This window comes from Thalassospira xiamenensis M-5 = DSM 17429, from assembly GCF_000300235.2.
Taxonomy (GTDB): domain Bacteria; phylum Pseudomonadota; class Alphaproteobacteria; order Rhodospirillales; family Thalassospiraceae; genus Thalassospira; species Thalassospira xiamenensis.
The window spans coordinates 1,183,747-1,205,717 of record NZ_CP004388.1; the positions used below are offsets into that span (position 1 = coordinate 1,183,747).

The window sequence follows — 21,971 nt, forward strand, 5'->3', positions numbered from 1 at the left end:
AAAAAGGGGCGGCAAATACCACCCCTTTATTCTCAAAATGCAGAATGCCTGATCAGGAAGCCATGGCGTCCGGTGCCGTTTTCTGGCTTTTCTCGATCAGCTTGTTGACCGCGGTGACATAGGCCACGCAGGATGCGACAACGGTGTCGGTATCCGATGCATTGCCAACCACGGTGCGGTCTTCACCATCCAGTTTGACGGTAACCGTACCCTGTGCGTCCGTGCCTTCGGTGACAGCATGAACCTGATAGAGTTTAAGTTTCCAGTCATGGGGATAGATTGCCTTGATGGCGTTGAAGGTTGCATCAATCGGGCCATCGCCGGTGGTTTTGGCAGTGCGGGTTTCCCCATTCACATTCAGTTCCAGTTCGGCGGTCTGCGGACCTTTGGAGCCACAGGTGACAGCCAGCGACACGAACTTGATATGTTCGTTATCACGCATGCCATCATCGACCAGTGCGACGATGTCGTCGTCATAGACTTCTTTCTTCTTGTCGGCCAGTTCCTTGAAGCGGGCGAACGCGTCTTCGATGGCATTGTCGCCCAGTTCGGCAAATCCCAGTTCCTTGAGCTTTTCCTTGAAGGCATGACGGCCGGAATGCTTGCCCATCACCAGACTTGATTTGTTCAGGCCGATGCTTTCCGGTTTCATGATTTCATAGGTTTCAGAATTCTTCAGGAAGCCGTCCTGATGAATGCCGCTTTCATGAGCGAAGGCGTTTGCGCCGACAATCGCCTTGTTCGGTTGTACGACGAAGCCCGACACAGCCGACACCAGACGTGATGCGTTCATGATTTTGGTTGAATCAATCCCGGTTTCATACGGGAAGGCATCGTTGCGCGTTTTCAGCGCCATGACGATTTCTTCCAGTGCCGCGTTGCCTGCGCGTTCGCCCAGACCGTTGATCGTGCATTCGATCTGGCGAGCACCAGCATGGACAGCCGCCAGCGAGTTTGCAACCGCCATGCCCAAATCGTTGTGGCAGTGAACCGACAGGATCGCCTTGTCGATATTTGGCACACGGTTAAACAGCATGGTCATCAGGTCGGCGTACTCGGTAGGGGTGGTGTAGCCAACCGTATCGGGGATGTTGATGGTGGTCGCGCCGGCATCAATCGCGGCTTCAACGCAACGGCACAGGAAGTCATGCTCGGTGCGCGATCCGTCCTCGGCCGACCATTCAACGTCGTCGGTAAATTTGCGTGCCAGTGTAACACTTTCAATCACCTTTTCCAGAACGCGTTCCGGTTCCATCTGCAATTTGAATTTCATATGCAGGGGGCTTGTGGAAATGAAGGTGTGGATGCGTTTGTTTTCTGCCGGTTCCAGTGCTTCGGCGGCCCGTTCGATGTCACCTTTGGCCGCGCGGGCCAGCGAACAGATGGTCGGGCCCTTGATTTGTTTGGCGATTTCATTGACTGACCGGAAGTCGCCATTCGATGCGATGGCAAAGCCTGCCTCAATGATGTCGACTTTCATTTCTGCCAATGCGTGTGCCACACGCAGTTTTTCATCGAGCGTCATTGATGCACCCGGGGACTGTTCGCCGTCACGCAGGGTGGTGTCAAAAATGATGACGCGATTGTCGTTAGCACTAGCCATTACCGTAATTCCTGATCAAGCGGGACTTTGCCCGAAATTTGAAACATCAATTTGGAAAGAGTGCGGGCCTTTTGGCGCGACTTGTTCCCCTGAGCTGCGGTAAATGGATTGACCTATTTGGTAATCCGAACCGTCTTCGTACGCTCAGGGGCGGGTAAGTCGTAGCGACCCGAGCGCTGCGAGACCAAGGAGACCGAGAATTAGGTTTAGAGCAGACAGCACAAAGGCACCCGAAGCATCGGCTTCGGTGCGATCGGCAATTGCAGGAATGTTGCAAATGTCTGCGGTCATCGGTCTTCATCAAATGGTATCGAAGTGCCAGGCTGTGCTGGCGACGCACCCAATTTCATCGGACCGCCGGCCAAGGTCAAGTAATTTTTGTATCTTTGATGCGCTTTTAAGGGTGGAAATTAGCGCGACGGTATTGTCGCGGGCCCATATGGCGGCGTGCAGCATAGGATAGAGCTACATTGATCAAATACGAGAATGGCAAACCACCCAAGCCAAAGATTGCGCTTGAAGTGTTCAAATTCTTGGTTATCTGTTGCAGTATCGATGCGAAATGCCCCAGAAAATTTTCCGATAACGTTTCGTATCAAGTGCCGCCACCAACTTACGGATATACACGATGGTAAGCCTGTCTTTGATCGGGGCCTTTATCCCGACGGCCTTCTTTGTCTCGATCACGCCAGGCATGTGCATGACCCTTGCGCTGACAATGGGAATGACGATCGGCGTGCGCCGTACCGTCTGGATGATGATGGGCGAACTTGTCGGTGTGGGGATTGTCGTGGTGGCCTCGGCCCTTGGTGTTGCAACGGTGATGCTGGAATATCCGGCGGTCTTTGCTGTTTTCAAATATGTGGGTGGCGCCTATCTGGCGTGGCTGGGTATCCAGATGTGGCGTTCGCGCGGACGCATGGCATTTAACGCTGAAATTGATGCCTCCCGCCCCGCGACCCCATTTGCGCTTGCTTCTCAGGGGTTTGTGACTGCGATTGCCAATCCGAAGGGCTGGGCGTTTATGGTGGCTCTATTGCCACCCTTTATCAGTCTGGATCATGCTATCGCGCCGCAGCTTTCCGTGCTGGTGGCAATCATTCTGGTGACAGAACTGATTTGCATGACGCTTTATGCGACCGGCGGCCGGTCGTTGCGACACTTTCTGGAAAAAAGCGGGAATGTCCGTATCCTTAATCGGATCGCCGGGACGCTGATGATCGCGGTCGGGATCTGGCTGGCGTCAAGCTAGGGGCCTATTTGTTTGTAAAACCTCTTTAAATCGGATTATCCTGCCTTATATCGTTGTATAAGTTTATTTGCAGGAAGAGCCATCATGCGCGAATTGCGCTGCATCATTTTCGAGGAAAGCGAGCTGATCAAGGCGCTGGTCGGATATCGCCGCCGCACCGGAAAGCCATTGCCGCCCGGTCAGATCGGGAGGCTCGAAATTGAAAAATCTCCTGAAATTGCGGCACGGCTCAATATCATTGCCGATCATGGTGACCCGATAATTGTCCCGGCGGCAGGTGCAGAACTGGCGGCAGCCCTGATTGCCTATTGCATTGATGTGCGCGTGCCGGTACCGGCATCTTCGAAAAAGTCGATTACCATGATTGATGGGCATGTCGCGCTAAAGATCATGAAGCAATAGGGACGACTTTAACGCCCAAAAGAAAAAGCGCGGCATTGGCTGCGCTTTTGCAATTGAGGGCAGGGCGATCAAGGTCGGATCAGTGTTACCACTGCATCATCTTGCCTTTGAGAGCGCCCATGCGTTCGTCTTCATTCTTGAAGCTTTGGCCTGCGGCAATCCCGTCCTGCACCTTTGTCATCATCAGCCATTCCTTGACCTTCATGAAGCGTGGGGCAAGGAACTGATATGTATCGCGGACCAGACGCACCGCCGGTGCGCCCCGTTCCAGTGCCATCGTATCCCAGCGTTCAAAAAGCGGTTCCCATGCCCGCAGACGGCGATACAGATCATCGCGCTTGTTGCGGATATACTGGCGCTGGGTCGTGAAGTTACGCAGGACTGACATGATTTCGCCGGTATTGGCGTCAATCTCGTCAAAGCTGGTTTCAAACTTTTTCATCGCATCATCAATAAGGCGAATGACCTGTGTGACCGTTTCCAGAACGCCCTTTTCATGTGCATAGATACGGCGCAGTTCCTGCAGCTTTGTGTCGATCTTTTTCACATTGCGGTACTTGTCGCGCAGCGTTTCGACATAAGAAAGTTCCTCTGCGACCTGATGAACCAGATTGACGACTTCCTCGCGGTTTTCGCGGCCGATATTGAGTTTATCGGCGACTTCGTCGAATGCCTGATTGATCTTTTTCTTGGTGCCGGGGTCTTCGGCGATCTGCATCAGCTGTTCGGGATCAGTGATCAGTTCTTCATTCCCGGACATCCAGGTGACAAGCTGCATGGTCAGGCGGTTATAGGCGATTGCACGGTGATCTTCATCGACATCCCACGACGCCTCGCCCGTCAGAACTTCGAGCGGCAAATCATCGCCGGGGCGCAGCACATTGACGAAATCCAGTGACTTGTCGACAAGGCCAATCAGTTCACCATCATTTGAATCCGGGTCGATCCCGAATTCCTTGCAAACCGCCTTAAGGGGCAGGGATACAACCGATCCTTCGGCCATTTTCAGCACAAAAAGAGCCTCGTCCGAAAGGTCAGACTTTTGGAAATGGCATTCCTCGAACGATTTAAAGACCTTGTGTTCAAGATCAAGTTTCCGTTCGCGCGTCGGTTTGTTCATTTATTTGCTCCGCCCGGATTGGTACTGCTGGTCTGATTTATCGTCAGCTCCTGCGATAGGGTTGACAGTCAGTTTATTGCAGCAGCCCCCGGGACTGGTAGTGTCCATATTCTCATACCGATAAGGTTGGGAGAACGTATCGATGTTTCCAGTCTCAACCTGACAGATATGTCACATTATCATAATGCAGGTATTTCTGCCTTCCTGTTTGGCTTGATAAAGGGCGCCGTCAGCACGGTCAACAAACTCCAGTATATTCTCGCCAAGCTTATAAGACGTCAAGCCGATTGAAACGGTTAACTTACCGAAATCCTTGCCTGTTTTCTTGTTGATAATTCTTTGACCTGAAACATTGTCGCGCAATTTGTTGGCAAGCTTCGTGGCGTTTTCCAATGTCGTGTCGGGCAGGATGACGGCAAATTCTTCGCCACCGTAACGCGCAACGGTATCCGCCCCTTTGGTCGAATTGACAAGAACCCGTGCAACAGCCTTCAAAACGCCGTCCCCGGCACGATGGCCGTGATTGTCATTGAAGTTTTTGAAATGATCGATATCGATCATCAAAAGGCTTAACGGGGCGCCGGTTTCCATCGTTGTCGTGACCGCATCACGAAGCGATGCATCAAAATTCTTACGGTTGGCGATCCCGGTCAGGGTATCGGTCAATGCATCACGGCGGACCAGTTCCAGTTCGCTGCGAACCCGGCGAACTTCATTGTGGTACTCGTCAAGGCAACCGTTGAATTCACTATAACGGCCATGCGCATCGCGGGTGGCACTTGAAAGTCCGCGTGTGACATCGCGCGCGATTTCAAGCGTGATATCGTCCGAGCTTAACTGATCAGACGCATTGTCCAGATGCTCGCAGAAGCCTTCGGTTTCACGAAGGACGCTGTGAACAGCTTCTTCGACCCGTTCGACCGCAGCCTGTAATCCTTCGACCCCCATATTCAGTCGCTGTTGCAGGGCATGTGTGCCAAGGAATTTGTGGTAAATCCGGAAAACGGTTTCTTCATCCAGTTCCTGAGTGTTGCGGATCAAGACCTTGATCAGTTGGCTCAGTTCGGGAATCTCATCGGTCAGATAGCTGTAAAATACGTGATAAACCTGCGGCGTGGGCTGCAGATTCAACTCGGAGATCAGCGTCATGACATTGTGCGCAATGTCGCGTGGATTGGCGATCTTTGTCGTGGCAGTCAATTTATGTTTTCCGATCCGGTCTTCGGCTTAACCTTTTTACCAACTGCTTATGTCCCAATCCGTCCGGAATTATCCGGTTTGCTCGTTTTTTTAATATGTTGTGACTGCGTGCTGCTTTTCACACATTTATTTCTATCTTCAACCGAACTGCCTCTGCTTGTCACGAGAAACCGCGTCAACAATTATGACAAAATCGAACATTCGAAATACGAACGGACAGGGACGCCAGAAATCCTAACGGCTACAGGTGGTTGGTTCTTTTGATTGAATATTGATGTTTTATATTCCCGTTTTGTTGTTCGGGGAAAGCATCGTGTATTTGCGGGTGGTATTTCGTGTGGAGCCGGGGCAAGCGCCATGTGATTCGCTTTTGGCCTCTCGTCTGGTTTTGGAAAACTATCGAGGGACTCGGTGCAATAAAGTGATTTCTGATATATGTCGGGGTATTGAAAAACAATCTTTCTATGTTCAATTTTGTGAAAATGTTCACATTTGGCCGTCGCGCCTGATGCGACGGATGGCCCGCTCTGTTGCTTGTTAAATCCGGTATGGACAGATTGATCTGGCCTGCTTTCTTGCGTGTGGGTGTCTGAATGGGAATGGTGACGGATTTGAGGTCGGAAAAATGTGGTTCGAATAATGCCGCTTCCGTCTGAAGCCAAGGGAAATCCAAGCGTTTTGGCCGGGTTCACTGATCTTGATCAGGTTGCCAGGCGGTAGCTTGTCACGACAAGGCAGATCAAAATTGAAATTCGTTCGAAATCAATGTGCCCCCCGGCGCGATCAGGTTGTGCTGAAAGTTGAACGTCGATCAGCAAGCAATATTCGCAAAATACCGGCTAACCATCAGGGTTGAATAAAGAACTTCAAACACGAATTCGTTGCGTGAAGGTCCAAATTCGCGTAAATGTTGAAACGATGCAGTGCATCTTTGGTCTGTGTTGTTGCCTTCTGGTTGAGGTTTCTAACGCTGGTTCAAAAGCGTATTGCAGGGACGTAACTTAAGCATTTTCCGCGCTTGGGAAATGCGATTACCAAAACTAAGGACGACTACGGATATGGCTACCGGAACGGTTAAGTGGTTCAATGCGACCAAGGGTTATGGCTTCATCACCCCGGACGAAGGCGGCAAGGATGCATTCGTGCACATCACCGCTGTTCAGCGCGCTGGTCTGCAGGGACTTGATGAGGGTCAGAAGGTTCAATTCGAGCTGATTGAAGGTCGTAACGGCCGCATGTCGGCAGAAGAACTCTCCATCATGTAATTTGATTTTGGATTGCAGCTTTTGCTGACAACCGTTAACGCGCCGGTCTCCGGCGCGTTATTCGTTTCAGGGCCTTTTTGCGTTAGTTTTGTCTATCACGCCCGTTTCCGACATCGCCATCAGGTTACGCCCCATGACCCGGATCATTTTGCCCAACCCGCCTGAAAAGCCCGACGATATCGCCGTATCCGGGTGGCGAAAGGCGGTGCGCAAGCAACTTTTGGCGTGGCGCAGTCAAATGGACCTGAAGTGTTACGCGCAACGATCAGCTGCTATTTGCGCGAAACTTGCCGATATCCTTTCCGTGCGTCCCAATGCCACAATCGGTTTTTATTGGCCGATCCAGAATGAAATCGATCTGCGTCCGGTGATCTCCGATCATATCGAACATGGTGGAAAGGCCGCCTTGCCAATAGTATCGGGCAAGGATCAGCCAATGGTGTTTCATGACTGGACGCAACAGACCGAAATGGTGCCGGGTTTTGCCCGAATTCCCGAACCGGTCGGGACCAAAGCCGTGCCTATCCATGTCATGATCGCGCCACTGGTCGGATTTGACGGTCGTGGCTATCGGTTGGGATATGGTGGCGGATTTTTTGACCGGACACTTGCCGCGATGGCGGTTCGTCCACTTGTTATCGGTGTCGGCTTTGAAGCCACGCGCATCGCCGATATCTTTCCCCATGAATATGACATTCCGGTCGATATCATCCTGACCGAGGCTGGCATACGCCCGCTAAGCGAAAAGGCAAACGGCGATTTCAGCAGGGCGGAGGGAGCGTCGCCGCCCTGCTTCCTGTCATCCTGAGCGGGTTATTCGGCGGCCTGTATTTTTTGACGGCCGCTACGTACCGGAACAATATCTTTGCGCGTGGCAAGAAAGTTCGGTCTTGGCTTCGTACCGCCAAACGGCGCAACCAGCCTGTTTGACATCGCATTATAAACGAAAAACAGGTTCGACCGCGGGTAGGGGGTAATGTTGTTGCCGGACCCATGCAGTGTATTGCATTCGAAAATCAGAACCGACCCGGCGGGGCCGACAGGTGCGACAATCCCGTTCTCATCGACCATTTCCGAGAGGTTTTTCTGATCAGGAGTGCCGATTTCCTGTATCTTGAGCGAGTTTTTGTAGTTCTGATCGGGAGTTTCTCCGACGCAGGAAATGAACTTTTTATGCGATCCCGGGATCAGCATTAACGGGCCATTATGGGCCGAGTTATCCGTCAAAGTGATCGACATCGAAAGGGCACGCATGCGGGGCATGCCGTCTTCGGTGTGCCAGGTTTCAAAATCCGAATGCCAGAAGAACTCCTTGCCTTTGAAGGCAGGTTTGAAATTGACCCGTGATTGATGAATATAAACATCGTCATCAAGGAAATGTTCGGCAATCGCGACCAGGCGGTCATCTGATATCAGCTTCGAAAACACATCGCTTTTGTCATGAACACGGAAAACGCTACGGACTTCGTCGCTGCCCGGTTCTGAAATGACCTCTTCGTCGGTCGGGTCGGAATTTTCGACCAGCCCTGCCTCGCGGCGGAGCTTGGCGATTTCCCCATCGCTGAAAACATTTTTCAGAAACAGAAATCCGTTCTTTTCATAAAACTTCTCATCCTCGGCCGTGATCATCGGGCAATGGCCATGATCGGACCAGATTACCGGATCAACACGATCGATGATGGTTGGATGGGAAGCGTTTCGGGATCGGTACATATCGGTAAGCATCTCATGCTCCTTTGTTGCCAAATGTGCATTCGTTGCCTGTGATTTGTCACAGATCGTGATAGCCCAACGTGCCGCATAGGCGGCAGGTTCCAAAAAGCGTCGAATATCTTTTCTCTGCGTTCCCGGCTTTCCTGCCTGACAGGAAAAGGACTGTTGCACCACATAAGACAATCACGGCTTTGTGCTGCAAAAAAATCGTAATGGTTCGGGATATGCAGATCAGAAAGATGGCTGGGGAACCTGGACTCGAACCAGGACTAGCGGAGTCAGAGTCCGCGGGTCTACCATTAACCTATTCCCCAGCAGGGGTTTTGGTGCGATTTACTGTTCGGTACATATTTGTACGAGACGAACCTCACCAAAGCTTGCAAAGGCTGGCTGGGGAACCTGGATTCGAACCAGGACTGACGGAGTCAGAGTCCGTAGGTCTACCGTTAACCTATTCCCCAACAGAGCCTTGAACGCCGTGTGGCGTGGGCCGCTATTTATTAAACCGATGGCACTTTGGCAAGACCTTTTTTGCCCGTTACGTCTTTGGGTACGGGGGTGAAGCCTCTGCTCCATGAGTTAAATGCATACGGGATTTGCCTTGTGCAACATTGTCGGTAAACTCATATGTGTGATTCGCAGGAACGTCATATAATTGTCGTGTTGATGCGATCAAAGAATTTGTAACCGACAAGCAAGGCAGATCAGAGCAGGTGAAACAGGTATCTCCCCATAGCGACACGCACAGGGCCATCCGCCCTGAAGGCGGTGCTGCCATGGCCGGAAATGCCGTGATGGATGCGCCGTGCGTTGTGCCATCATCGAGTTTGCCTGCCGACAGCCTTGTTGTGGATCGCCCGCTGCACCCGACGACCAGTCATCCCCCGCTTTATGCCGCGATTGATCTGGGCAGTTCGAATTGCCGTCTGCTGGTCGCGCGCCCTTGCAAAGACGGGTTCAAGGTGATTGATGCCTTTTCGCGTGTTGTGCGTCTTGGGGAAGGTGTGCGTGAAAAAGGTTATCTTTGTCAGGCGGCAATGGATCGTGCGATTGACGCGTTAAAGGTCTGTTCGAAAAAACTGCGCAAGCATCCCGGTGCAAAACTGCATGCGGTGGCGACAGAAGCCTGCCGAACGGCCAAAAATCGCGATGAATTTGTCCGGAAGGTCTTTGACGAAACTGGTATTGAACTTAAAATCATCAATCCGGACGAAGAAAGCCGTTTGGCACTTCAGGCCTGTTCGGCTTTGCTTGATGAACGTCCCTATGCCGTGGTGTTTGATATCGGCGGCGGCAGCACCGAAATTTGCTGGATCAAGGTTGATAACATGGGCCAGACCCAGTGCATTGAAACGCTTTCGATGCCCTGCGGGGTTCTGTGCCTGACCGAACGTTATGCCGGGATCGAACAGCGCCGCGAACGGTTCGAAGCAATGCGTACTGAAATTCGCGACCGCCTGCGCGATTTCGCCAGCCGCAATTGCTGTTCGGACATTCTTGACGATGGCAAGGTGCAGATGGTTGGTACATCTGGCACCGTGACCACATTCTGCGGTATTGCCCTTGGCCTTGAGCGGTACGAGCGCCACAAGGTAGACGGATCGGATTTGCGGTTCGATGATGCGGAACGCGTCACCGAATTGCTGCTGCGCATGGAAGCCGACAAACGCAAAGGCCATCCCTGCATCGGGAATCAGCGGGCCGAGCTGATGGATGCGGGGGCGGCGATCTTTGCCGCGATTCGCGATATCTGGCCCTTGGCGACGCTAAAAGTTGCCGATCGTGGCCTTCGCGAGGGAATATTGGTCGATTTGATGCGCGCAGACGGTCATGCTATTGACCCGTGCGATGCGCGACGTCATACAGTGTCCCATATTTCGGCCAATCCATGATCGGCATCGCGCCATCGGATCGTACTGGCCTTTAACACGTTTCAGTTCAGGTAAAGAACATGACCGACAATAGCAGCGGAAAAGGCGGGACGCGCCGCCGCAAGGGTTCAGCCATTGCGGCGATCGATACCGGCGCACGGCGCGGGCTGCGGACGCGCGTCAAAAGTGCCAAGGGACGCAAGATTTCCTCGACCCGCTGGCTCGACCGGCAACTGAACGATCCCTATGTGCAGGAAGCCAAGCGCCTTGGCTATCGGTCGCGTGCGGCCTTCAAGCTGATTGAAATCAACAATCAGTTCGATCTGCTGCGTCCGGGCATGCGCATTGTCGACCTTGGCGCGGCACCGGGCGGCTGGACGCAGGTTGCGGTTGACATGGTCGGTTCAAAACAGGGACGAGGTCAGGTCGTCGGGCTTGATATTCTGGAATGGGAAGGTCTTTCCGGTGCAACCTGTTTGCAGGCCGACTTCCTTGACCCGGCAGCACCTGACATGATCAAGCAGGCCCTTGATGGGCCGGTTGATGCCGTGATCTCCGATATGTCGCCCGAAACCACCGGCCATCGCCAGACCGACCATATCCGTATTATCGATCTGGTCGAACATGCATTGCTGTTTGCCGAAGAAGTTCTGGCACCGGGCGGTATTTTCATCGCCAAGGTGTTCAAGGGCGGTACGGAAAATGATCTTTTGAATCGGGTCAAAAAGAACTTCCGCGTATCCAAACATGCCAAACCACCGGCATCACGCCCCGAAAGCCCGGAAGCTTATCTGATTGCAACCGGCTTCCGCGGGCAAAACAATGCCGCCGATGACATTGCCAATGCAGAGTTGCGCGAAGACGACGGCTGGTCGCCGGTCGGCTAAGTTCATGAAAAGGTAAAATGCAAAGCGCGCCACAAGATCGGCGCGCTTTTTTATTTGCAAAAATTCGCTTTCATCCCGCTTGGGTTGTGTCGCGGGTGAAATATTCCGCAATCCGATTGCGCTAAGTCAAGAAGTGGCAATCCGGCATCTTCTATACATTGGTCTAGCAAATAGTCTCCGCACCGGATGAACTTGACGCAGAATTGCGCGACCCGGGCGGGGTTTCGCTATGTCAGGATCGGTTGTGGGACCATTGATCCGTGAACGGGGTGCAATTGATGAAACAGGATCAGCTTTTTCTGACCGGTGTTGAACGTCATTTTGGCGATAATGAAATTATCGTCAGCAAGACCGACACCAAGGGACGTATTACTTACGCAAATGATGTCTTTCTGCGGGTCGCAGGATATCGTGAAAAGGATATTCTGGGCCAGCCGCACAGCATTATCCGCCATCCCGACATGCCGCGCTGCGTGTTCGCCTTACTGTGGGACACGATTTCCAAGGGGCGCGAGATTTTCGCCTATGTGATCAATCGCTCGGCGAACGGGGATCATTACTGGGTGCTGGCCAATGTCACGCCGACCTTCGGACCGAATGGCAATATCGTTGGTTATCATTCCAATCGTCGGGTACCCCGCCGCGAAGCGGTTGAACAGGTTATCCCGCTTTATGCCGATCTTCGTGCAGAAGAAGAACGCGAACGTAATCGCAAGGACGGCATGGCGCGCAGTACACAAAAACTTGGCAATCTTCTGGGGCAGGCAGGCATCGACTATGATCAGTTTGTTTTCACTCTCTAATCTGCGACGGATTTTGATTTCTGGCCTGATGCTGGCCTTTGGTCTGATTGGTGCACTTCTGATGGCGCCAACGCATGCACCGTTTGTTTCTTTGATTGCGACGATTGCGCTTCTGGTCATGGCTTTGATTGGTACGGTTGCCCTCACGCGTCACAAGCGGATCATTGATGAACTGCATGATATCGTCCATGACGCTGCCGATGGCAAAATGGGTGTCAGGGTCAATAATCGTCAAACACAGGGTTATCTTGCGCCCCTGCAAAATGCGGTGAACCAGTTACTTGACCTGACCGAGGCGTTCGCCAAGGAAGCCGCAGGTGCCATGGGCCATGCATCGCGGGGATCCTATTATCGCAAAATCCTGCCAAGGGGACTGCGCGGTGATCTGATCGGCTATGCCGGGACGGTCAATGCCGCCCTTGATGCCATGCATGAAAAAACCAGAAACTTCAGCGATAGCGCCGGGCGTATCGGTGATGATATCCAGTCGGTGGTTGGTTCGGTCTCGAACAGTGCAAAACAGCTAAGTGACAGTTCCGATTTTCTGTCCCGGCAGGTCAGTCGCATCGCCGAACAGGCCAACGATATGCGCCTTGCTGCCGATGACAGTACCGAGGCCCTGAACGGCATCGCGGTTGCCACCGAACAATTCAGTGCCTCCATTCGTCAGATCGGCGCGCAGATCAATGGTTCCGCCGAACTGGCCGAAGCCGCGGTTAGCCGGGCCCGTGTTGCCGATAATCACATCACGCGTCTTGATGACATGGCGCTTCGCGTGACCAAGGTGGTCGAACTGATCACCGATGTCGCCGATCAGACCAATCTTCTGGCCCTGAACGCCACCATAGAGGCCGCCCGTGCCGGCGAAGCAGGCAAGGGTTTTGCCGTTGTCGCGACCGAGGTCAAAAACCTGGCGTCCCAGACATCGCGTGCCGCCGAACAGGTGATTGGTGAAATCGGCGAAATGCAGTCAATGACCCGCGAAGCCGTTTCATCGGTGCGCGAGATCAATGAAAAGATCAGCGAAATCGATAGCGGTGCGCGTCTGGTTGCCGAAGCCGCCCGCGAACAGACCGAAGTTGTCGGTGCGATCAGTGACCGGATCGATCAGGCGGTGCGACGCATGCAAACCATTGCGGCCATCCTTGCTGACGTTGCCAGCGGCACGACCGAGTCCGGCTCTGTCGTCCTGCAACTCCATAGCGAGGCGACAAATCTTCTGGGGCAGGCCGATTCACTTGATGGTGATGTACGCCGGTTTATCGACAAGGTGCTCAACGTTCCGGATGCTGCGACCGCGTAAAACAGGGGCGGGCGGCTTTCGCGATTGCGGCAAACGCTTGGTCTGCCTTGCAAAATTCGGGGGTGATCCGGGCATAAAAATGGGGCTGCGCCAGATAGCAGCCCCATCTACCAGTTTCTAACGGAACTGCCCGGATAATGCAGCAATAAAATAACAGGGCTGCTATGGGCGCAGAAAACTTGGCATAAAGGCCATAACGTGTATAAGTTCCGCGCCAACTCAGATTAACGAGGTGGCCCCATATGACCCGCATTGCAGAAGCCCTGACGTTTGATGACGTTTTGATCAAACCCGCCGCCAGCGAAGTGCTGCCGGCACAGGTGCAGACCAACACCCGCGTTACCAAAAATATCGACCTGCGCATTCCGCTTCTGTCGTCCGCAATGGACACAGTGACCGAAAGCCCGATGGCGATTGTTATGGCGCAGCATGGTGGTATGGGGGTCATTCACAAGAACCTCGATATCGCACAGCAGGCCGAACAAGTTCGCCGCGTAAAGAAATTTGAATCCGGTATGGTCGTCAACCCGATCACCATTCACCCGGATCAGACGCTCGCCGATGCGCTGGACCTGATGGACATCAACCACATTTCCGGTATTCCGGTTGTTGAACGCGCCAGCAACAAGCTGGTCGGCATTCTGACCAACCGCGATGTGCGTTTTGCGTCCAACCGTTCGCAACCGGTTTCCGAACTGATGACCCACGAAAATCTGGTTACGGTGACGGAAAATGTCGAAACCGAAGAAGCCAAAAAACTTCTGCACCAGCATCGCATTGAAAAGCTTCTGGTGGTTGACGAAGCCTATCGCTGCACCGGCCTGATTACCGTCAAGGACATCGAAAAAGCCAAATTGCACCCGAATGCGTGCAAGGATGAAAGCGGTCGTCTGCGTGTTGCCGCGGCAACCGGCGTTGGCGAAAGCGGCTTTGAACGTGCGATGGCGCTGGTTGAAGCCGGTGTTGACGTACTGGTCATTGATACCGCACATGGCCATTCCGCCGGTGTGATCAAGGCAGTCGAATATATAAAATCAAAGATCGGCAATACCCAGATCATCGCCGGTAACGTTGCCACCCCCGAAGCCGTCAAGGCACTGGCCGAAGCCGGTGCGGACGCGGTCAAGGTCGGCATCGGTCCGGGGTCGATCTGCACCACCCGCATTGTTGCCGGTGTGGGTGTGCCGCAATTGACGGCCATCCTTGAATGTGCGGAAATCGGTCACAAGCTTGACGTTCCGATCATCGCCGATGGCGGTATCAAGTTTTCGGGCGACATTGCCAAGGCAATGGCCGCCGGTGCCAGCACCTGCATGGTTGGCTCACTTCTGGCCGGTACCGACGAAGCGCCAGGCGAAGTCATCCTGTATCAGGGCCGTTCGTACAAATCCTATCGCGGGATGGGTTCGGTCGGTGCGATGGCACGCGGGTCTGCGGACCGTTACTTCCAGCAGGATGTTCAGGACAACCTGAAACTCGTCCCCGAGGGCATCGAAGGCCGCGTACCGTATAAAGGTCCGGCTGGTCAGATCATCCATCAGATGGTTGGCGGTCTTAAGGCATCGATGGGCTATACCGGTTCGGCTACGCTTGCCGATTTCCGTGAACGGGCCCAGTTCGTTCGCATCACCAATGCGGGCCTGCGCGAAAGCCATGCCCATGACGTGACCATCACCCGCGAGGCCCCGAATTACCGTCCGGGTAACTAATCGGGGCACGCTGATCAATTGGCTGGGCTGCCTTGCGCTTGTCGCTGTTGGCGAATGGCCCAACCCGTGATATCAGCGGGCACAAATTTCAGATGACGGCAGGCAATCCTGCCGTCATCGCCTTTTTTATCGTATGGTGTTTACTTGAATTCCCATATCGGGACAGGAACATCACACTCAGACAGGTTGGACATTCGTTTTGAAACCCGGTGCACGTATCGCGGCTGTCATTGAACTCTATGACGGCTGGACCCAGACCAGAGACGACGCAGACCGCGTCATTTCCGGCTATTTTGGCAATCGCCGTTATATCGGTGGTGGCGATCGTCGCGAGATCAGCGAACGTTTCTATAACTTGATCCGCCATCAGGCGCGTCTGGGCTGGTGGCTGGCCGAATGCGGATATGAGTTTCAGGACGGTCGTGCGCGCATGATCGCCGAACTGGTCTTGCAGGACAAACGCAAGGCCGAAGACATTTCAAGCATGTTCAATGGTGAGGAGTTCTGCCCGAACCCGCTGCATCCGGCAGAAAATCATCTGATCAACAAGCTGACTGGCAAGACGCTTGATCATGACGGCCAGCCAGGTGCGGTCAAAACCGAATTGCCGAAATGGCTTTATGCCGAACTGCTGAAACTCCATCACGAAAACCTTCCGGCTGAAATGGCGGCCTATAATCAGCCCGCCAAACTTGATCTGCGCGTTAACCGCCTTCAGGGCACGGTTGAAGACGCAATCAAATCGCTTGAAGCCGATGGCATCCACAATATCGAAAGAACGCCTTATGCGCCCAACGGCCTGCGTCTGCCGCTTGGTGTGAATATGCTGGTTACGGCGGCCTATAAGGATGGCTTGATCGAAATCCAGGACGAGGCATCGCAGATTTGCGTGCGGCTGGTCGATGCCAAGCCGGGCATGCATATCCTTGATATGTGCGCGGGCGGTGGGGGCAAGACGCTTGGCATGGCGTCCGACATGCGCGGCAAGGGCCGTATCCTTGCCTGCGACACCCATGGCGGTCGTCTGGATAATTCGCGCAAGCGTGCCAAACGTGCCGGTGCCGGTGACTGTATTCAGCAGCGCATCATCGCTGATGAACGCGATAGCTGGCTTCGCAACAAATCCGGTTTCTTTGATCGTGTGTTGCTTGATGTCCCCTGTTCGGGGCTTGGCACCCTGCGCCGTAACCCGGCACTGCGCTGGCGTATCGGGCAGCGTGATATCCGCACCCTGATGGCAAATCAAAGCAAGATATTGAAGGCCGGTGCGGCAAAGGTCACCAAGGGTGGGCGTCTGATTTACGCGACCTGCTCGATCATGCCCGAAGAAAACGAACGCCTGATCGAAACCTTCATGCGTGATCGCAAGGATTTCAGACCGGTTCCGATCAGTGAAATCTGGCCCGACGCACCCAAATCCGTTCCGGTACCCGGTGGCAAGGACAAGCCGTGGCTTCGCCTGTCGCCTAATGTTCACGGTACGGATGGTTTCTTTGTCGCGGTGTTTGAACGCACAGCCAAAGGCAAGGTGAAATAATGACAATGACGGCTATGGTCATCGCAAACAACCCGATGTCCGATGCCGCCCTTGGTCTGCTCGCAAACTGTAAAATTGCGGCAAGAAAAATGGCCCTGTCCCGAATGGGGACAGGGCCAATTCTTTTCACAAGTGCATTTTACCGTGAACGCGATGTGAAGATTGGATCTTCCACAGTTTACCCGGCCGGTTTTTTATTCCGTCTTCGGGGCAGCTTCGCCACCGGTGGTGCCGCCGTCATTCTGCGGCATCAGTTCCAGCGGGCTGCTATCTTCGCCTGCATTGCCATCAAGACCCTTCATGCCCGGAACTTCCTGATTGTCTTCTGGAAGGACGGTGTTCGGCGCTTCGCCGGTTTCGGCCGCCGGGGCATCCGGTGCCGGGGTCATGGTATCGCTTTTTTCAGTACCGGTTTCAGTGCCAAACAGCGACACCGGGTTGTTGGTCTCGGACTGGGTCATTGCAATAGCCGTTGCCGCACCAGCGACCAGAAGAAGGCCAGCGACGGCAAGCGCGATTTTACTGCCTTTGTTCTGTGTCATTTGTCTGTGTCCCTTTGCATGGTCAAACTTGATTTGCTCATGATTTCTAATTCTGTCGGACGCGGTTATCTCCGTGCTCCGTTAGAAACCAAGTTACAGACGCATTGCGCAGGAAAAAGGGACCAATTGTGCTTTTTTCGGGGGCGTTCCGGCAGGAAAAGGCCGCAATTGTCCCCAAATGCCGGAATTCGGCATCAGAATTTCATGAATGCATCCCAAGGTAACCGTTTGCGCCGGGTTGCCGAGACGGATGGTTTGGCGTATGTACGGCGCAACCCCATACTCGACGGAGATACGGCCCGATGACAGATCGCGTGCTGATTATTGATTTTGGATCGCAGGTCACCCAGCTGATTGCACGCCGCGTGCGCGAAAGCGGTGTCTATAGCGAAATCCACCCCTTCAACAATGTCTCGGATGCTTTCCTTGACGAATATGCGCCCAAGGCCGTGATCCTTTCGGGTGGTCCGGCATCGGTCCATTGGGACAAGGCACCCTCTGCCCCGGCAAAGGTGTTTGAGCTTGGCGTGCCGGTGCTTGGTATCTGCTATGGTCAGCAGACCATGGTCAACCAGCTTGGCGGCAAGGTCGCAACGTCCGATCACCGTGAATTCGGTCGTGCCTTTGTCGATGTCATCGAAGACTGCGCGCTGTTCACCGGCATCTGGGCCGAAGGTGCCCGCGAACAGGTCTGGATGAGCCACGGCGACCGTGTCGATGCGCTTCCTGACGGGTTCCGCGTTGTTGGCAAATCCGAAGGCGCACCGTTTGCCGCCATCGCCAATGACAACAAGAAATTCTACGCCGTGCAGTTCCACCCCGAAGTGGTCCACACCCCGCATGGCGCGCAGCTGCTTAAAAACTTCACGCATGGCGTTGCCGGTTGTTCTGGCGACTGGACGATGAACGCCTATAAAGACGATGCAATCGCCAAAATCCGCAAACAGGTCGGCGATGGCAAGGTCATCTGCGGTCTTTCGGGTGGTGTTGACAGCTCTGTCACCGCGGTTCTGATCCACGAAGCGATTGGCGATCAGCTGACCTGCGTGTTTGTCGATCATGGTTTCATGCGCTCGGGCGAGGCTGATCAGGTCGTCACCCTGTTCCGCGACCATTACAATATTCCACTGGTGCATGTTGACGCGTCCGAAACCTTTATCGGCGCGATTGAAGGCGAAATTGATCCGGAAACCAAACGCAAAACCATTGGCCGTCTGTTCATCGAAGTGTTCGAAGAAGAAGCCAAGAAAATCGGTGGTGCTGATTTCCTTGCACAGGGGACCCTTTACCCGGACGTGATCGAAAGTGTGTCTTTCACTGGTGGCCCGTCGGTCACCATCAAGTCACACCACAATGTCGGTGGCCTTCCGGAACGCATGAACATGCAATTGGTCGAGCCACTGCGTGAGCTGTTCAAGGACGAAGTCCGTGACCTTGGCCGTGAACTGGGCCTGCCCGACAGCTTTGTCGGCCGTCACCCGTTCCCCGGACCGGGCCTTGCCATCCGCATCCCCGGCCAGCCGATCACGCGCGAAAAGCTTGATATCCTGCGCAAGGCCGATGCGATCTATCTCGAAGAAATCCGTAATGCCGGTCTCTATGACGCCATCTGGCAGGCCTTCGCGGTGCTGCTCCCGGTCCGTACCGTTGGCGTGATGGGCGATGGTCGTACCTATGACTATGCCTGTGCGCTGCGCGCGGTCACCTCGACCGACGGCATGACCGCCGACTTCTTCGCCTTCCCGCCGGAACTGCTTGGCCGCATCGCCAACCGGATCATCAACGAGGTCAACGGTATCAACCGTGTCACCTATGACTACACCTCGAAACCACCGGGAACGATTGAGTGGGAATAAGCTTTCCGATCATCGGAAATGACAGCGGCGCGTCCATTGGGCGCGCCGTTTTGTTTGGGGCTGTTCTAATAACCCGGCCCGTCCGAGCCGCAATCCCCTGTCGAATTGCATGCATTCGATAAAACCTGCTGAACGCTGCGCTGCCAGTTGAAGGTCAGGCAGGAAGGCAGCGACAGGGTTGCGACTATTGCGGCAATAAGAGCAAGGTGGCGCATGGTGGCCCCCGTTTCTTTTGGGTGGTTTAAGCCGGTATCAGACGACGACATTGTACCAGAACCCGGTCGCAATGTCGTCGACATAGGGCGCAGGGGTGAAGTCCGCAATCAGATCTTTTTGACAAATTCGGATTTAAGCTTCATCGGGCCAAATCCGTCGATCTTGCAATCGATATTGTGGTCGCCTTCGACAAGGCGGATATTCTTGACCTTGGTGCCGACCTTAAGCGGTTGAGACGCACCCTTGACCTTCAGATCCTTGATGATCGAAACCGTATCGCCGTCAACAAGCACATTGCCATTGGCATCCTTGTATTCGGTTTGATCGCCACTTGACGCGGTTTGCAGCGACCATTCATGGGCGCATTCCGGGCAAATCAGCAATTCACCATCTTCGTAGGTATAGGGCGACTGGCATTTGGGGCAGGGGGGTAACGTGCTCACGGCAGATCCTTGGGTAAAAGCGTTAAGTCATGACCCTACCCGTTCCGGTTTGGCCGCCTATCTCGTAACGCCCGAAACCCGGCTTGTCGAGAGTTTGCGCCGACAATTACGACCCGAATAATTGCGAGACAAAGACAAGCATCGCAAACAGGCTGACAAAATAGGCAATGGATCGCACGCCATTGATCCCCGGAATGCGCGTGATCCCGGCAACATAGAACCCGGCATGTGCGATACGGGCGAGGGTAAAGACAACTGCGCAAGCCACAGTGACAGTGTTAGAAATGCCGATTACATGCGCGACCAGAACGATAATCGCAAACGGCACCAGATTTTCCAGATGGTTCTGATGGGCGCGCAGGCCACGGGCAGCCAAGCCCTGCCGTTCGGGCAGATTGTCGCGATTGCCCAAAAGGCGTTTGCCGCCGACCTGCTTGCCATAGGACCAATTGTAAACCCACGGGAAAGCAAGGCAGAAAAGGGCGTTGAAAACGAGAAGGGCAAGTTCGATGGTCACGGAAACACCTTTTGGTGATGGTTTATCCAAGCCATACGCAGGAAAAAAGGGTAGGCGATCAAACTTTTGCGCCGCGAGGCGTTCGTGTTTTATCAAGCTGATCGCCCGAAAGTGCTTATTCTTCTGCGGCCTTGCGAAGGGCCGGGAGCCCGACACCGGCCGTTTCAAACCCGCCATCGGCCGCGATCACCTGACCGGTAACGTAGCTCGCCTTGTCGGAGCATAAAAACGCAATCACCTCGGCGATTTCGCGTTCGTTACCGTATCGGCCAAGCGGCATGGCATCAAGATAGGCCGATATGATTTCCGGCGAATGGACCGCCATGGCAAGCTTGGTTTTGACTGGGCCGGGGCAGACGCAGTTGGACCGCACCCCGAAATCGCCAAGCTCGATCGCCTGCTGTTTTGTCAGGTGAATGACGGCGGCCTTCGATGTGCCATAAGCGACCCGAAGAGTAGAGGCCCGAAGCCCGGAAATAGAGCCGATATTGACAATCGCGCCCTTGGTCTGCTTCAGAGCAGGTATTGCCGCCTGTGAGACAAGAAAAACACCATCAAGGTTGGTTTCCATGATCCGGCGCCACGCGCTGAAGTCAGTTTCACCAATTGGCAGGAAATCGGCAACCCCGGCATTATTGACGACCGCATCAATCTGTCCGAACTCGGTCAGGACCTCGTCGATCATCAGATCGACCTGTTCGGGGATTGATACGTCATATTCAAATGCCTTGGCATTTGCGATATCGCGACATGATTTGCGAAGTTCCGCGCTGTCGCGATCAATCATCGCAACCTGCCACCCCAGTTCAATAAAAAGATGGGTTGTGGCAAGTCCGATGCCGCGTGCGGCACCTGTTACGAGGGCAACCTTGTTTTCCATTCACGTCTTCCCTGATAACAGCCGTTAAACAGGCTGCCTTGTTTCTTATGAAGGACGGCCCCGTTTTAACCGGGCCGTCATGATCACAAGAGCTTACAGGTCGTCGGCAACGAATTCCAGAAGATCACCGGGTTGGCAATCAAGTTCCCGGCAAATCGCGGCAAGTGTTTCAAACCGCACACCGCGCACCTTGCCTGATTTCAGAAGCGACAGGTTCTGTTCGCTCACCCCGATCCGGCAGGCAAGGTCCTTGGACTTCATCTTTCGCAGGGCAAGCATCACGTCAAGCCGGACAATGATCGCCATCAGACGAAGCTCCTGTTCTCGTCCTCGATCCGGGTGGCTTCTCCCAATACCCACGCAATCACCAGAAGCAACCCGCCCAGAAACAGGGTGCTGGCCTCGGCATCGCTGAGCCCGATAGACAGCATCCTTTCGCCTTCGGGACGGGTTATGGTTGCCAGTACGGATGTCAGTGCGCCTGAAAGCGGCTTGATCAGGGTTTGCGCCATAAGGGCCACGGAAAATGCTTTCAGATGGGCAATCGGGGCAGGCTGGAAAATATGGTTTTCGGCAAAGGACAGGAACATCTTGCGCAATCGCCAAAGCCCATAGGCCATAACAAGTGTCGGCAGCATCATCGATGCCATCACGGCATATTTCTGCCATCCGGAAAGGGCGCGCAATTCTTCAAGGCTGATGGTCATCTGGCTGGCGCTGGTATCAATCCAGCCATCGACATGCCATATCAGCGGCACGAGACAGATTTCGAAAACAACGCCGATAAGGCACACCCAGCCAAGAATGCGGCTGACGGTGCGGACATTTTTCAGGGTGTCGGACATGACGGGG

Annotated in this window: 22 protein-coding genes and 2 tRNA genes; 11 read left to right on the forward strand and 13 right to left on the reverse strand. The window is 54.0% G+C overall.

Going from position 1 to position 21,971, the window contains the following annotated elements; genetic code table 11:
* Window positions 1-52: 52 nt before the first annotated feature.
* A complete protein-coding gene (locus TH3_RS05465) occupies window positions 53-1,603 on the reverse strand; it encodes a 2-isopropylmalate synthase (protein WP_007090781.1) in 1,551 nt (516 codons plus the stop codon).
* Window positions 1,604-2,231: 628 nt separating this feature from the next.
* Here TH3_RS05465 and TH3_RS05470 point away from each other — a divergent pair.
* On the forward strand, window positions 2,232-2,855 hold the full coding sequence (locus tag TH3_RS05470; protein ID WP_007090782.1) for a LysE family translocator: 624 nt from the start codon (window positions 2,232-2,234) through the stop codon (window positions 2,853-2,855).
* An 84-nt stretch (window positions 2,856-2,939) separates the two neighbouring features.
* Window positions 2,940-3,257: a hypothetical protein gene (locus tag TH3_RS05475; protein ID WP_007090783.1), complete on the forward strand. Its 318-nt coding sequence runs from the start codon at window positions 2,940-2,942 to the stop codon at window positions 3,255-3,257.
* 85 nt (window positions 3,258-3,342) lie between these two features.
* On the opposite strand, the gene TH3_RS05480 is transcribed toward TH3_RS05475, so the two are convergent.
* Both TH3_RS05480 and TH3_RS05485 read right to left on the reverse strand, forming a co-directional pair.
* Complete coding sequence (locus TH3_RS05480; protein WP_007090784.1) at window positions 3,343-4,377, reverse strand: hypothetical protein; 1,035 nt, start codon at window positions 4,375-4,377, stop codon at window positions 3,343-3,345.
* Window positions 4,378-4,548: 171 nt separating this feature from the next.
* On the reverse strand, window positions 4,549-5,577 hold the full coding sequence (locus tag TH3_RS05485; RefSeq protein ID WP_007090785.1) for a GGDEF domain-containing protein: 1,029 nt from the start codon (window positions 5,575-5,577) through the stop codon (window positions 4,549-4,551).
* Window positions 5,578-6,635: 1,058 nt separating this feature from the next.
* Between TH3_RS05485 and TH3_RS05490 the strand changes: the two genes are divergently transcribed.
* Together TH3_RS05490 and TH3_RS05495 are read left to right on the forward strand one after the other, a co-directional pair.
* On the forward strand, window positions 6,636-6,842 hold the full coding sequence (locus TH3_RS05490; RefSeq protein WP_007090786.1) for a cold-shock protein: 207 nt from the start codon (window positions 6,636-6,638) through the stop codon (window positions 6,840-6,842).
* A gap of 133 nt (window positions 6,843-6,975) precedes the next feature.
* Window positions 6,976-7,650 (forward strand): 5-formyltetrahydrofolate cyclo-ligase, encoded by a 675-nt coding sequence (locus tag TH3_RS05495; RefSeq protein ID WP_007090787.1) that lies wholly within the window; start codon window positions 6,976-6,978, stop codon window positions 7,648-7,650.
* Window positions 7,651-7,655: 5 nt separating this feature from the next.
* Here the strand turns inward: TH3_RS05495 and thpD are convergent, their stop codons facing one another.
* The 3 genes from thpD to TH3_RS05510 form a co-directional block, all read right to left on the reverse strand.
* Window positions 7,656-8,567, reverse strand: coding sequence for an ectoine hydroxylase (gene thpD, locus TH3_RS05500; RefSeq protein ID WP_040060605.1), 912 nt, complete (start codon window positions 8,565-8,567; stop codon window positions 7,656-7,658).
* 228 nt (window positions 8,568-8,795) lie between these two features.
* A tRNA-Gln gene (locus TH3_RS05505) sits at window positions 8,796-8,869 on the reverse strand.
* A gap of 73 nt (window positions 8,870-8,942) precedes the next feature.
* Window positions 8,943-9,016 (reverse strand) — tRNA-Gln (locus TH3_RS05510).
* 252 nt (window positions 9,017-9,268) lie between these two features.
* Here TH3_RS05510 and TH3_RS05515 point away from each other — a divergent pair.
* From TH3_RS05515 to TH3_RS05540, 6 genes are all read left to right on the forward strand, one after another.
* A complete protein-coding gene (locus tag TH3_RS05515) occupies window positions 9,269-10,447 on the forward strand; it encodes a Ppx/GppA phosphatase family protein (RefSeq protein ID WP_223305027.1) in 1,179 nt (392 codons plus the stop codon).
* Between the two features lie 59 nt (window positions 10,448-10,506).
* A complete protein-coding gene (locus tag TH3_RS05520) occupies window positions 10,507-11,313 on the forward strand; it encodes an RlmE family RNA methyltransferase (RefSeq protein ID WP_007090790.1) in 807 nt (268 codons plus the stop codon).
* 278 nt (window positions 11,314-11,591) lie between these two features.
* Window positions 11,592-12,116, forward strand: coding sequence for a PAS domain-containing protein (locus TH3_RS05525; protein WP_007090791.1), 525 nt, complete (start codon window positions 11,592-11,594; stop codon window positions 12,114-12,116).
* Window positions 12,091-13,419: a methyl-accepting chemotaxis protein gene (locus TH3_RS05530; protein ID WP_082242458.1), complete on the forward strand. Its 1,329-nt coding sequence runs from the start codon at window positions 12,091-12,093 to the stop codon at window positions 13,417-13,419. The genes TH3_RS05525 and TH3_RS05530 overlap by 26 nt, the downstream gene beginning before the upstream one ends.
* Before the next feature lie 242 nt (window positions 13,420-13,661).
* On the forward strand, window positions 13,662-15,128 hold the full coding sequence (guaB, locus tag TH3_RS05535; protein WP_007090793.1) for an IMP dehydrogenase: 1,467 nt from the start codon (window positions 13,662-13,664) through the stop codon (window positions 15,126-15,128).
* A 199-nt stretch (window positions 15,129-15,327) separates the two neighbouring features.
* The gene (locus TH3_RS05540; RefSeq protein WP_007090794.1) at window positions 15,328-16,665 is read left to right on the forward strand and encodes an RsmB/NOP family class I SAM-dependent RNA methyltransferase; all 1,338 of its coding nucleotides are present in this window, start codon (window positions 15,328-15,330) and stop codon (window positions 16,663-16,665) included.
* 194 nt (window positions 16,666-16,859) lie between these two features.
* Here TH3_RS05540 and TH3_RS05545 read toward each other — a convergent pair whose 3' ends face one another.
* Window positions 16,860-17,207, reverse strand: a complete 348-nt coding sequence (locus TH3_RS05545) for a hypothetical protein (RefSeq protein WP_007090795.1) — start codon at window positions 17,205-17,207, stop codon at window positions 16,860-16,862.
* A gap of 302 nt (window positions 17,208-17,509) precedes the next feature.
* On the opposite strand from TH3_RS05545, the gene guaA reads away from it, so the two are divergent.
* Window positions 17,510-19,063 (forward strand): glutamine-hydrolyzing GMP synthase, encoded by a 1,554-nt coding sequence (gene guaA / locus TH3_RS05550; protein WP_007090796.1) that lies wholly within the window; start codon window positions 17,510-17,512, stop codon window positions 19,061-19,063.
* Window positions 19,064-19,128: 65 nt separating this feature from the next.
* Here the strand turns inward: guaA and TH3_RS23030 are convergent, their stop codons facing one another.
* From TH3_RS23030 to TH3_RS05580, 6 genes are all read right to left on the reverse strand, one after another.
* A complete protein-coding gene (locus TH3_RS23030; RefSeq protein WP_167710551.1) occupies window positions 19,129-19,278 on the reverse strand; it encodes a hypothetical protein in 150 nt (49 codons plus the stop codon).
* 108 nt (window positions 19,279-19,386) lie between these two features.
* A complete protein-coding gene (locus tag TH3_RS05560; RefSeq protein ID WP_007090798.1) occupies window positions 19,387-19,722 on the reverse strand; it encodes a zinc ribbon domain-containing protein YjdM in 336 nt (111 codons plus the stop codon).
* A 106-nt stretch (window positions 19,723-19,828) separates the two neighbouring features.
* Entirely contained in the window at window positions 19,829-20,239 is a 411-nt protein-coding gene (locus tag TH3_RS05565; protein WP_007090799.1) for an MAPEG family protein, read from the reverse strand.
* A 115-nt stretch (window positions 20,240-20,354) separates the two neighbouring features.
* Entirely contained in the window at window positions 20,355-21,119 is a 765-nt protein-coding gene (locus TH3_RS05570; RefSeq protein WP_007090800.1) for an SDR family NAD(P)-dependent oxidoreductase, read from the reverse strand.
* 93 nt (window positions 21,120-21,212) lie between these two features.
* A complete protein-coding gene (locus TH3_RS05575; RefSeq protein ID WP_007090801.1) occupies window positions 21,213-21,425 on the reverse strand; it encodes a helix-turn-helix domain-containing protein in 213 nt (70 codons plus the stop codon).
* The gene (locus tag TH3_RS05580) at window positions 21,425-21,964 is read right to left on the reverse strand and encodes a DUF2975 domain-containing protein (protein ID WP_007090802.1); all 540 of its coding nucleotides are present in this window, start codon (window positions 21,962-21,964) and stop codon (window positions 21,425-21,427) included. Before TH3_RS05580 ends, TH3_RS05575 begins: the two co-directional genes overlap by 1 nt.
* Window positions 21,965-21,971: the final 7 nt, after the last annotated feature.

Excerpts from the sequence above, each read along its gene's own strand:
- guaB (WP_007090793.1), top strand. The coding sequence starts at position 13,662 with ATGACCCGCATTGCAGAAGCCCTGACGTTTGATGACGTTTTGATCAAA.
- TH3_RS23030 (WP_167710551.1), bottom strand. The coding sequence starts at position 19,278 with ATGCGCCACCTTGCTCTTATTGCCGCAATAGTCGCAACCCTGTCGCTG.
- TH3_RS05520 (WP_007090790.1), top strand. The coding sequence starts at position 10,507 with ATGACCGACAATAGCAGCGGAAAAGGCGGGACGCGCCGCCGCAAGGGT.
- TH3_RS05470 (WP_007090782.1), top strand. The coding sequence starts at position 2,232 with ATGGTAAGCCTGTCTTTGATCGGGGCCTTTATCCCGACGGCCTTCTTT.
- TH3_RS05545 (WP_007090795.1), bottom strand. The coding sequence starts at position 17,207 with ATGACACAGAACAAAGGCAGTAAAATCGCGCTTGCCGTCGCTGGCCTT.
- TH3_RS05480 (WP_007090784.1), bottom strand. The coding sequence starts at position 4,377 with ATGAACAAACCGACGCGCGAACGGAAACTTGATCTTGAACACAAGGTC.
- TH3_RS05525 (WP_007090791.1), top strand. The coding sequence starts at position 11,592 with ATGAAACAGGATCAGCTTTTTCTGACCGGTGTTGAACGTCATTTTGGC.
- TH3_RS05570 (WP_007090800.1), bottom strand. The coding sequence starts at position 21,119 with ATGGAAAACAAGGTTGCCCTCGTAACAGGTGCCGCACGCGGCATCGGA.
- guaA (WP_007090796.1), top strand. The coding sequence starts at position 17,510 with ATGACAGATCGCGTGCTGATTATTGATTTTGGATCGCAGGTCACCCAG.
- thpD (WP_040060605.1), bottom strand. The coding sequence starts at position 8,567 with ATGCTTACCGATATGTACCGATCCCGAAACGCTTCCCATCCAACCATC.
- TH3_RS05580 (WP_007090802.1), bottom strand. The coding sequence starts at position 21,964 with ATGTCCGACACCCTGAAAAATGTCCGCACCGTCAGCCGCATTCTTGGC.
- TH3_RS05495 (WP_007090787.1), top strand. The coding sequence starts at position 6,976 with ATGACCCGGATCATTTTGCCCAACCCGCCTGAAAAGCCCGACGATATC.
- TH3_RS05475 (WP_007090783.1), top strand. The coding sequence starts at position 2,940 with ATGCGCGAATTGCGCTGCATCATTTTCGAGGAAAGCGAGCTGATCAAG.
- TH3_RS05575 (WP_007090801.1), bottom strand. The coding sequence starts at position 21,425 with ATGGCGATCATTGTCCGGCTTGACGTGATGCTTGCCCTGCGAAAGATG.
- TH3_RS05490 (WP_007090786.1), top strand. The coding sequence starts at position 6,636 with ATGGCTACCGGAACGGTTAAGTGGTTCAATGCGACCAAGGGTTATGGC.
- TH3_RS05530 (WP_082242458.1), top strand. The coding sequence starts at position 12,091 with ATGATCAGTTTGTTTTCACTCTCTAATCTGCGACGGATTTTGATTTCT.
- TH3_RS05465 (WP_007090781.1), bottom strand. The coding sequence starts at position 1,603 with ATGGCTAGTGCTAACGACAATCGCGTCATCATTTTTGACACCACCCTG.